The organism is Mycobacterium pinniadriaticum (genome assembly GCF_026242045.1).
GTDB lineage: Bacteria > Actinomycetota > Actinomycetes > Mycobacteriales > Mycobacteriaceae > Mycobacterium > Mycobacterium pinniadriaticum.
Genome location: NZ_JAPJDO010000013.1, coordinates 137431 through 147621, shown reverse-complemented (window position 1 = coordinate 147621; position 10191 = coordinate 137431). Strand labels below are relative to the sequence as shown.

Annotated in this window: 12 protein-coding genes and 1 pseudogene; 9 read left to right on the top strand and 4 right to left on the bottom strand. The window is 68.3% G+C overall.

All coding sequences use genetic code 11. The features are described 5' to 3' along the window. Positions 1–117: 117 nt before the first annotated feature. Positions 118–882, top strand: a complete 765-nt coding sequence (locus tag ORI27_RS16785; RefSeq protein WP_265998092.1) for an SDR family NAD(P)-dependent oxidoreductase — start codon at positions 118–120, stop codon at positions 880–882. 11 nt (positions 883–893) lie between these two features. Further along, positions 894–1559, top strand: a pseudogene (locus tag ORI27_RS16780) (fructosamine kinase family protein). Here ORI27_RS16780 and ORI27_RS16775 read toward each other — a convergent pair. Then, a complete protein-coding gene (locus tag ORI27_RS16775) occupies positions 1552–2631 on the bottom strand; it encodes a phosphodiester glycosidase family protein (protein WP_407666327.1) in 1080 nt (359 codons plus the stop codon). The pseudogene ORI27_RS16780 and the gene ORI27_RS16775 sit on opposite strands and share 8 nt — an antisense overlap. Positions 2632–2868: 237 nt before the next feature. Here ORI27_RS16775 and ORI27_RS16770 point away from each other — a divergent pair, with 237 nt between their 5' ends. Next, complete coding sequence (locus ORI27_RS16770; RefSeq protein WP_265997977.1) at positions 2869–3147, top strand: GlsB/YeaQ/YmgE family stress response membrane protein; 279 nt, start codon at positions 2869–2871, stop codon at positions 3145–3147. Positions 3148–3150: 3 nt separating this feature from the next. Here the strand turns inward: ORI27_RS16770 and ORI27_RS16765 are convergent, their stop codons facing one another. Both ORI27_RS16765 and ORI27_RS16760 read right to left on the bottom strand, forming a co-directional pair. After that, the gene (locus ORI27_RS16765) at positions 3151–4413 is read right to left on the bottom strand and encodes a PQQ-dependent sugar dehydrogenase (RefSeq protein ID WP_265997978.1); all 1263 of its coding nucleotides are present in this window, start codon (positions 4411–4413) and stop codon (positions 3151–3153) included. Next, positions 4394–5149, bottom strand: coding sequence for a pirin family protein (locus tag ORI27_RS16760; RefSeq protein WP_265997979.1), 756 nt, complete (start codon positions 5147–5149; stop codon positions 4394–4396). The genes ORI27_RS16765 and ORI27_RS16760 overlap by 20 nt, the downstream gene beginning before the upstream one ends. A gap of 92 nt (positions 5150–5241) precedes the next feature. Here ORI27_RS16760 and ORI27_RS16755 point away from each other — a divergent pair, with 92 nt between their 5' ends. Then, the gene (locus ORI27_RS16755; RefSeq protein ID WP_265997980.1) at positions 5242–5685 is read left to right on the top strand and encodes a MarR family winged helix-turn-helix transcriptional regulator; all 444 of its coding nucleotides are present in this window, start codon (positions 5242–5244) and stop codon (positions 5683–5685) included. 10 nt (positions 5686–5695) lie between these two features. On the opposite strand, the gene ORI27_RS16750 is transcribed toward ORI27_RS16755, so the two are convergent. Beyond that, positions 5696–6763 (bottom strand): sigma-70 family RNA polymerase sigma factor, encoded by a 1068-nt coding sequence (locus ORI27_RS16750; protein ID WP_265998094.1) that lies wholly within the window; start codon positions 6761–6763, stop codon positions 5696–5698. A gap of 124 nt (positions 6764–6887) precedes the next feature. On the opposite strand from ORI27_RS16750, the gene ORI27_RS16745 reads away from it, so the two are divergent. The 5 genes from ORI27_RS16745 to ORI27_RS33165 are packed head-to-tail and all read left to right on the top strand — an operon-like array spanning position 6888 to position 10149. Beyond that, a complete protein-coding gene (locus ORI27_RS16745) occupies positions 6888–7727 on the top strand; it encodes an alpha/beta hydrolase (protein ID WP_265997981.1) in 840 nt (279 codons plus the stop codon). A 29-nt stretch (positions 7728–7756) separates the two neighbouring features. Then, positions 7757–8761 carry an alpha/beta hydrolase family protein gene (locus ORI27_RS16740; RefSeq protein WP_265998096.1) on the top strand — a complete coding sequence of 335 codons (1005 nt, stop codon included), beginning with the start codon at positions 7757–7759 and terminating at the stop codon, positions 8759–8761. 55 nt (positions 8762–8816) lie between these two features. Then, positions 8817–9566, top strand: a complete 750-nt coding sequence (locus ORI27_RS16735) for a DUF2786 domain-containing protein (protein ID WP_265997982.1) — start codon at positions 8817–8819, stop codon at positions 9564–9566. Further along, complete coding sequence (locus ORI27_RS16730) at positions 9563–10060, top strand: TIGR04338 family metallohydrolase (RefSeq protein WP_265997983.1); 498 nt, start codon at positions 9563–9565, stop codon at positions 10058–10060. Before ORI27_RS16735 ends, ORI27_RS16730 begins: the two co-directional genes overlap by 4 nt. Then, on the top strand, positions 9979–10149 hold the full coding sequence (locus ORI27_RS33165) for a BBE domain-containing protein (RefSeq protein WP_410174322.1): 171 nt from the start codon (positions 9979–9981) through the stop codon (positions 10147–10149). The genes ORI27_RS16730 and ORI27_RS33165 overlap by 82 nt, the downstream gene beginning before the upstream one ends. Positions 10150–10191: the final 42 nt, after the last annotated feature.

Below are 10191 nucleotides of genomic sequence, written 5' to 3'. Positions count from 1 at the left end.
CACCTCCGCGGGTCGGCCCTTGGCTTTCGCAACCTCACCAACTACATCGCCCGATCACTACTGGAAACCGGCGGATTCAAACCCCAACTACACCGTCAATCATGAAGAGCCAGTTATCTGGCCGCCGCGGGCTGGGATGTCATCGGCGGTGTGCGCAGCGCGGCCGATGCCGAGGCGTTGTCGGCCCTGCCGAGGGTCAGTGCGGTCCTGCTCGACGTCACCGACGACGCCCAGGTCGCCGCGTTGGCCGACGCGTTGCCGGCTCGGCTCGACGCGTTGGTGAACAACGCCGGAATCGCCGTGAGCGGCCCGCTGGAAGCGTTGACCCCGAACGAGATTCGACACCAACTCGACGTCAACGTGATCGGCCCACTCACCGTCACGCAGGCGGTACTTCCGCTGCTGCGGGAATCCCGGGGGCGGATCGTGTTCATTTCGAGTGTCAACGGGAAGCTCTCGGCCCCCCTGATGGGCGCATACAGCGCGTCGAAGTTCGCACTCGAGGCGGCTGCGGACGCGCTGCGCGTCGAGCTGCGGCCGTGGCACATCGGCGTGAGTGTGGTCGAGCCCGCCCAAACCGACACCGACCTGTGGCGTGAGGCCGACCAAAGTATCGCCGACATGGAAGCCGCGATGGCGCCCCGACACCGTGCTCTCTACAGCAAACACGTTGCGGGATTGCGGAAGTCGATCCCGATGTCGCAGCGCCTGGCCGTGGATCCGGCGAAGGTCGCCAGGGTGGTGCATGAGGCGCTCACCGCGCGCCGCGCCCGTGCTCGTTATCCGGTCGGGGTGGCGACCGCGGTGCAGATGGCCTTGATGACCAAGGTGCCCACTTGCGTGCGCGACGTGGTATTGCGCCGGGTGCTCGGCCAGCCCTGACAGGGTTGGGCATGGCCCAATTCGTCAAACGAAACAGCGCCGCGCCGGCCGGCTTCTTTGCCTGCGAGGCAGCCGGTTTGGCGTGGTTGTCAAGCGCGCCGGGCGGTGTTCCGTGTGCACAGGTGGTGGACTACGACGACAGCAGCCTGACCCTGCAGCGGCTGCAGCCGACGGCGCCCAGTGCCGGCGTCGCCCGTTCGTTCGGGAGCCGGCTCGCACGCACCCACGATGCTGGTGCGCCGGGATTCGGTGCGCCACCGGACGGTTGGCTCGGGCCCGGGTTCTTCGGCCCCTGCACCATCCGCTACCGATGGCGTTGACGGCGTACCGAGGAGCTGGGGACCCCCTACGCCGATGAGCGACTGGCGCCCATGCTGGAGGGGGCGACCTGTGGAGTGGGAACGTGATGTGGACCGAAGCCGGTGCGGTGCTGATCGATCCCGCCGCACACGGCGGTCACCGCGAGACAGACCCCGCCATGCTCGCGCTGTTCGGCTGCCCGCACCTCGAAGTCGTCTGTGACGGATACCAGAGTGTTGCATCCGCTTCGTCCCCGGTGGCGCGAGCGCATCCCGCCGCATCAGGTGTACCCGTTGCTGGCCCATGTGGCGTTGTTCGGGTCGGGATACACCGCCGCGACCGTGCGCGCCGCGCGGGCGGCATTGGCGCTCAGCTGAATCCAAGCCAGGCGGGCAGGGCGCGCTCATGGGAGTCGCACAACACCTGCATCGTGTCGCACGAGCCTCTCGGCACACCGGCGCCGGCCCACATACCGCCGGTGTCGCGGCGCAGCACGATCGCCGAGGAGCCGCCGCCGTCGAGCAGGATTGCGGTGTCGCTGCCCAATCCGCGGAAGAGATCCTGGATCTGGTCCGGCGTATAGCTGCCGCCCTGGAAGATGTACATCTCGTCCTTGTCCCTGGCGTAGGCCAGCGCGGTGCGGGCGGCGCTGGGGCCGGGATCGTTCATCTGGCCGGTGTCCCCCGGTGCCAGCAGCTTGAGACCGCTGACCGCGGCAAACCGGGTGCCCTTGTCGAGCAACCCCTGGATCACCGGCGTCGCCGCGTCGTAGTCGTCGGGAGCCTTGGGGGTCACCAGGAACGGTGCGCCCGCGACGGGAAGAATCATCGTCGTCAGCGCGGTCCATACCTCGTCGCCGCCGGACAGTGCCTGCTTGCCCGCATAGGCGATGGTCCCGGTCACGGCGGCGTTGGCCCGACCCTGGCCTCTGGTGTTGTCGACGTACGCGCCCAGTGGCGAGCTGCACCCGGTCGACTTCCACGAGCCCGCCTGCTGCCCACGGACATCGAAGAAGTTGGCGTTGATGGCGATGGTCGGCTGTCCGAGCGCCTGCCAGGCCTGCAACGGGGTGTAGGTTTCCGACGCCTGCACCAGCCCTTCGCGGGTACGGGTGCCCGGCGTCCGTTCACAGCGGGCCTGGTAGCCGGTGTGGCTGTCGACCAGCAGGCGGGGTGTGAGCCGTTGAGAGGCGGCTTTGATGATCATCAGGTGGCCGCCGTTGGTCCGCTCGTACCAGTTGCCGTCGGCGCCCCGCATCGGCGCGGGGTAGCCTCCGCCGAAGTTGTAGACGAGGTAGCTGCCTCGCGTGGTCGCGATGGCCTGTGCCAGTTGCTCGCGGCCGTCAGCCGAGGCAGGCGGTATGCCGATGGTGGCCGCGAGCGTCAGGCAACTCACCGCGGCCATGGCGGCCGCAGCGAGGCTGCGCAACGTTGCGGCGACGGTTGGCACAGTTGCCCTTTCGTGACGGCGGGTGCACTACGGCACGTACCACAATATTCTCAGCAACCACACAGTCAACTTTGGTCACAATCGGGCCGCAGTTCGGCACCGGCCGCGTCACGACCTGCCCCGATGATGGGCCGAGGCGACAATTTGTCGGCTCCAGGACGGTTGTCCGCGCTGCGGGCGGGGAATCACTTCTTGGCACGGTGCCCGCCAGGGCCCGGCGGAACACGAGGAGCAGCAATGATCGGAACGATTATCGGAGCCATAGTCGTCGGACTGATCGTCGGCGCGCTGGCGCGGCTGGTGATGCCCGGCAAGCAGAACATCGGCGTCATCATGACGGTCCTGCTCGGCGCGGTGGGTTCGTTCCTGGGGGCGTGGATCACCTACCAGGTCGGATATTCCAACTCCAACGGCGGATTTGCGATCATCCCGTTCTTGGTCGGCATCGTCATCGCGGTGGTGCTGATCGCGATCTATCTGGGAATCACCGGACGGAGCAACCGAGTACACCACTAGGGGTCAGCGGCCCGGCGGCGCGACCCGGTACACCGCGCCGGCGTAATCGTCGGTGACGTAGACCGCGCCGTCCGGGCCGACCACAGCTGCCACCGGACGTCCCCAGCGCGTGCCGTCGACCTCCTGGAAGCCTCCGACCAGAGTCTGTTGCGGACCCAAAGTGCCGTCGTGCCAACCGAAGAACGAAACCTCGGGCGCCCGTGGCGGGGTACGGTTCCATGATCCGTGCACTCCCACCAGCGCACCCGACACGAATGGTTCGGGCAACTGACCGTCGATGAAACTCAAGCCCAGTGGCGCCGAATGCGCGCCGAGTGTCTGCTCCACCGGCGGCAGGCGGGCACAGTCCAGATGGCTGCCGTCAGCATTGGTCTGCACATCACGTACGAATGCCGGTGGACCATCGATGTCGGGATTGCAATAAGGCCAGCCCAATTCGCGTCCCTGCGTCAGCCGGGCGACCGACTCCGGCGGATGGTCATTGACATAGCCGGTCACCTTCCCGTAGGAGGGACCGGGTCGCGGATCGGCGATCTGATCGCGGTTGTTCACCGCGGTCCACACCGATCCGTCGGGGGCGATCGCCAGGCCGGTGCCGTTGCGTACACCGGTGGCGAAGACGGCAGGTGGACCACCGCTGGGAGGTATTCGCATGATCGTCGCGCGCGGGGGATCGGCCGTGCGGTCATCGGCGGTGATGTTCCCGGTGGAGCCGATCGAGAAGTACACCGCGCCGTCCCGGCCGATGGCCACACTCTTGAGGGCGTGGGCGTACGCCCCGCCGAGTTCCGGGCTGCGGGCATCGGGCAGGCCGCCTGCGACCACGCGCCGGGCGCCGACCCGGCCGCCGCCGTAGTCGAACGCGGCCACCTCGTCGCTTTCGGCCACGAACAGCGTTCCGTCGTCGAAGGCCAGGCCGTGGGGTTGATCCAGCCCGTCGAGCAGCACCGAGCTCTGCGCATGCGGTTGCGCGGAGGTCAGCCGGAGGATCTGGCCGGTCGCGGGTACCGAGACCAGCAGCGCGCCATCGGGTGTCCAGGTCGCCAGCCTGGCCTTGGGCACTCGGGCCCAGACCGACGCGGTCCAGCCCGGTGGCACCAGAACTCGGCGAGGTGTGTCGAATGGAGCGGCGTCCAGCCCGGTGGGGACGGTCACCACGACGGGCGCCAGCCCCGTCGGAGCACTGGCCGGCGGGGCCGGCGGAGTGGGGTGTCCGCAGGCCGCGGTCAGCAGCGCCGCGGCGACGCTAGCCCGCCAGCCCGGCATGCATCTCCCAGACGAGGATCTCCGCGGGGCTGGTGGCGGTCACCCGCTGGCCGCCCGCGGCGGTGAAGCGCACCGCATCGCCCTCGATCAGTTCTCCGGCGCCCTCCAGCCGCACCTGCCCACGTGGGACGAACAGGTGCAGGTAGGGGGCGTCCGGCAATTCGACGGTGTCACCGGGCTGCAACCGCGCACCGTGCAGGGCCGCGTAGCGGTTGCGGATCGCGATCGCCGTCTGGTCCCTGTGTTCGGGCATGCCCGAGGCGATCGTCACCAGGCCGCCGCGCAGCAACTCGTCGTCGATCTCCAATTGTTGGTAGCCCGGATCGATCCCCGACTCGTCCGGCACTACCCACATCTGAACGAAATGCACTGTTTCGCTGTGTGTTTCGTCTCCGGTGAGCGTCCAGGAGTCGTTCTTCTCCGAATGGAGGATGCCCCGGCCCGCTGACATCCGTTGGGCCAGGCCGGGATAGATCACACCCGAGTGTCCGGTGGAGTCCTGGTGCACCAGGGATCCCTGCAGTACCCAGGTGACGATCTCCATGTCGCGGTGTGGATGGGTGTCAAAACCCTTGCCGGGCTTGACGGTATCGTCGTTGTTCACCAACAGCAGACCGTGGTGTGTGTTCAGCGGATCGTAGTGGTGCCCGAACGAGAACGAGTGCTTGGAGTCCAGCCAATCGATCCTCGTCGCGGCGCGGTCGGCAGCACGTCTGACGTCGACGGTTGCGGCCATGTCATCACCCCTTTGGGTCCCTGCCAGCCTAGGTGGCGGGCTGCCTAGCGACAACATAGATGACGTGTCATGTATTCCGGTATGCTGACCCCATGGCGGGGCGCTGGCTGACCGATGACCAACAGCGGATCTGGCGCACCTATCTGGCGCTGGTCAGCCACCTGCAGACCGCGATGAATCGCCAGCTTCAAGCGCGGTGTGGGTTGTCACTGGCCGACTACGAGGTGTTGGTCGCGCTCTCGGAGCACGGGCCGACGCGGGTGCTCGAACTGGCCACGATGCTGGGTTGGGAGCAAAGCCGGCTGTCCCACCAGCTCAGTCGGATGCGGGCCCGCGACCTGATCGAACGGCGCGACAGCGCGCTCGACCGGCGGGGCGCGACCGTCGAGCTCACCGCCGCCGGCAGCGACGCGCTGAGTGCCGCCGCGCCCGACCATGCCGCGCTGGTCAGGGCGGTGTTGTTCGACGGGATGACGCCGGCGCAGATCCGCGGCTTCGATGAGGTCATCAGCACGGCGCTCGACCGGCTCGACTGATCCGTGCGCGCTAAAGCACCTCGGGCAGGCCGAATTTTGCGAACAGGCTGGTGTCGAGGAAGGCCACCACGTGCGAGATGCCGTCCGGGCCGAGGTCGAGCACGTGCAGCTGGAAGGGCACATGCCGGCCACCGGCGTCGGGCAGGCGCATGTACATCGCCGCGGCCGGCTGCCCGTTGGCGATCAGCGGCAGCAGCCGCATGTCGCCGGCGGCTTCGGCCGGGCAATTGTGGTGAATGAGGGCCCCGATGGCCGGGCCGCCCCGATACCACCCGTCGAACGGTGGCATCTCCCACACGGCTTCGGCGGTGAACATGTCCACCAGCCGCTCGATGTCGTAGTCCTCGAACGCCGAGATGTAGCGGGCCAGTTGTTCGCGGGCTTCGGCTGACTCCGGCGCGGAGAGCTGATCATCCTGGCTCGGCCCGACGGCATCGAGCTGCGCGCGGGCCCGTTGCAGCAGGCTGTTGACCGCGGCGACCGAGGTGCCGATGGCCCCGGCCACCTCGGCGGCCCGCCACTGCAGCACGTCGCGCAGCACCAGAACCGCTCGCTGCCGCGGCGAAAGATGCTGCAGTGCCGCGACGAAAGCCAACCGGACCGACTCCCGGGAGCCGACGATCACCGAGGGATCAGCCGGATCGTCGTGCAGCGTCTCGGGCAATGGCTCCAGCCACGGCACCTCCGCGCGTTCGATGAGCTCGTCGGTGGGTTGAGAACTCGGTGCGCCCAGCCCCGTCGGCAAGGGGCGACGTTGCCTGCCCTCCAGCGCGGTCAGGCAGGTGTTGGTGGCGATGCGATGCAACCAGGTGCGCACCGATGACTTGCCCTCGAAGCGGTCGTAGGATTTCCACGCCCTCAAGAAGGTCTCCTGCACCAGGTCCTCGGCGTCGTGCAACGACCCGGTCATCCGATAGCAGTGCGCGAGCAGTTCGCGCCGGTACGGCTCGGCTTGCGCCAGGAAGTCGCCCCGATCCGGGTCGGGTCCGCTATCGAGACTATGTGCGAGCACGCTCACACCGACCGAGCTTACGCACGGGCACCGACAGCCTTTCCTGATCGTCGAGATCGACACCATGGCTGTCGATCGGGGCCGGACCACGACCCTGGTGCCGGTCTCGGCGAGGGTCATGCTCTCGCTGTGCCCCGTTGCGGGGCTCCTCCTCGCGTTCCGCGCATCGTCGCCCCGCTACGCTGCCCTGATGGTCACGACGCGCACCGAGCACACGTTCGACGGGGTCGGCGGTGTCCGCATTGTCTACGACGTGTGGACACCGGACACGGATCCGCGTGGCGTCGTCGTGCTCGCCCACGGCCTCGGTGAACACGCCCGCCGCTACGACCACGTGGCGGAGCGCTTCGGCAAGGCCGGGCTCATCACCTACGCCCTCGACCATCGTGGGCACGGCCGCTCCGGCGGTAAGCGAGTCCGCGTCAAGTCCATGGACGAGTACACCGGGGATTTCGACACCCTCGTCAAGATCGCCGCCGCCGACCACCCGGGCCTGCCTCGAATCGTGCTCGGGCACAGCATGGGCGGCGGGATCGTCTTCGCTTACGGAGTCGACCAGCCCGGCGACTTCGACCTGATGGTGCTCTCCGGTCCGGCCGTCGCCGCCCAGGACGGGGTGTCCCGCGGCAAGCTGCTGCTCGGCAAGGCGGTCGGCTCGCTGCTGCCGGACCTGCCGGTCGAGGAACTCGACGCCAACGCCATCTCCCGCGACCCCGAGGTGGTGGCCGCCTACCACGCCGATCCGCTGGTGCATCACGGCAAGATCCCCGCGGGTATCGCCAAGGCCCTGGTGACGGTCGGCGAGACCATGCCGCAAAAGGCGCGCCGGCTCAGCGCGCCGCTGCTGGTGGTGCACGGCGCCGAGGACGCGTTGGTCCCGGCCGGCGGCAGTGAACTGCTCGTCGATTGTGTCGGCTCGGCCGACGTGCACCTCAAGGTCTATCCGGAGCTCTACCACGAGGTGTTCAACGAGCCCGAGCGCGACCGCGTGCTCGATGACGTCACCGCCTGGATCGAGGCCCGGCTGTGAGGTTGCGCCGTCGCGTCGCCCTGGTCGCGATGGCGTTGCTGCTCGTGGCCGGCTGCTCGTCGCACGGCGAATCGTCCAACGCCTGGGTCGAGGACGAGGTGACGTTCGTCGCCGACGGGCTGACCGTGCACGGCACCTACCGTCACCAGCACGGCGATCAGCGAGAGCCGGCGGCGCTGTTGATCTCGGAGAGCGGGCGCACCGACCGCAACGGCGACAACAACGTCGCCGGGCCGATCGGCAATATGCGTCAGCTCGCCGAGTACCTGTCCGATCACGGGGTGGCCTCACTGCGCTACGACAAGGTCGGGACCGGCCAGACCGGTCTCGGCCCGTACGCCGACCACCCGGCGGATGTGGGGAGCGCGGTCTACACCGCCGGGGCGAAGTCCGCGGTGCGGTTCCTGGCGGAGCAGCCCCGGACGGACTCCGACCATATTTCGGTCTACGCCCTCGGTGAGGGCACGATCCACGCGATGGCGCTGGCCGACGACACGTCTACCGACGCCCCCAGGATTCATTCGCTGGGTCTGTTGCAGCCGCTGGCGGGCCGCTACCTCGACCTCATCACCGATCGGGTCCGAACCGACATGGCCGCCGCGGTGAAGGGCGGGCAGAAGACCCAGCAGCAGGCCGACCAGGTGATCGGCGAGTGGAACGCCGCCGTCGAGCAGGCTCGTACCAAGGGAACGGTGCCGGCCAAGCTGCCCGAGAGCCTGAGCGCAATCCTCAACCCCGGCAACGTCAAGGCCGTCGTCGAAGCCGACGCCATCGACCCGCTCGAGCTGGCCGCCCGTATCCCCGCCGGCACACCGGTGTTGGTGACGTGCTCGGATTCCGACGGGCAAGCCAACTGCGCGAATATGAAGCCATTCACCGACGCGCTGGCCCACACCTCGTTGACATTGGTCACGCTCAAGGGGGTCAACCATGTGTTGCGCGACGACCCGACGGATAACGTCGGCAATTACGCCAAGCCCGGCCCGTTGTCGCCGCAGCTGACCGCCGCGCTCGATACGTTCGTCGGCCAATAGCGGTCGCGGTCGTGCCGGTGCACCGATGTCACCGGCCTGAGCTAGGTTGCCAATCGTGACCGACGACAAGATGCTGGCGCGGATCGCGGCGCTGCTGCGCCAGGCCGAAGGCACCGACAACGTCCACGAGGCGGAAGCATTCATGGCCGCCGCCCAGCGGCTGGCCACCACGACCTCGATCGATCTGGCCGTCGCGCGTGCTCACTCGGCGACAAGGACCGCCGCGCAGGTGCCGACCCAGCGGACCATCACCATCGGGGAGCCCGGCGCCCGCGGGCTGCGCACCTACGTGCAGCTGTTCGCGGGCATCGCCGCGGCCAACGACGTGCAGTGTGATGTCGCGTCGAACTCGACCTTCGTCTACGCCTACGGGTTCACCGAGGACATCGACGCCAGTCATGCCCTGTACGCCAGCCTTGTCGTTCAAATGGTGCGGGCCTGCGACGCGTATCTGGCCACCGGAGCGCACCGGCCCACGCCGACGATCACAGCGCGGCTCAACTTCCAGCTGGCTTTCGGCGCTCGTGTCGCCCAGCGCCTCGCCCGGGCGCGCGACGAGGCCCGGCAGGAAGCCACCCGGGATCGCAAGAAGGCCCCCGGGACCGCGGTTGCCCTGCGCAACAAGGAACTTGAACTGCGCGACCACTATCGCCAGAATTCCAAGGCACGCGGTACCTGGCAGGCCAGCCGGGCCTCGGCGGGGTATTCTTCGGCCGCCCGGCGTGCGGGGGACCGGGCCGGTCGGCAGGCGCGGCTGGGTTCCAGCCCCGAGCTGCCGGGGTCGCGGACCCGGCTGCCGAGGTGACGCAGCGCGATAGCCAACGCTCCCGCGTCTACGCTGCCGAGGAGTTCGTTCGGACGCTGTTCGACCGTGCTGCCCAACACAGTTCACGCGCCATCGAGTTCTTCGGTGCTCAGTTGACGCTGCCCCCGGAGGGCCGCTTCGGGTCGACGGAGTCGGTACAACGTTATGTCGATGAAGTCCTGGCGCTACCCGCGGTGGCCGCGCGCTGGCCGGCGCCTGGTCCGCTGACGGTGCGGCCCCGCAGAGCCGCCGGCGCCGCTCATTACGAAAACTGCGACGGCACAGGCATCATCGCCGTTCCTGACCGGGATTCAGCCGACTGGGCCATGCGGGAGCTCGTTGTGCTTCACGAGATCGCTCATCATCTGACTCCCACCGGCCCGGCCCACGGACCCGATTTCGTTGCGACCTTCTGCGACTTGACGGCAATGGCGATGGGGCCCGAGGCCGGCTATGTGCTTCGCGTCGTGTACACCAAGCAGGGTGTGCGGTAGCTGCCATTGCCGGCCGTTGCCGGGCCATCAAGCGAAAGATCGATCCCGACAACCTGTTCCGGGTCCACCACGGGGTCGGCAGTGAATAGCCTCAGCCGTAGAGGGCTGCGGCGAGTCCGACCAACCCCTCG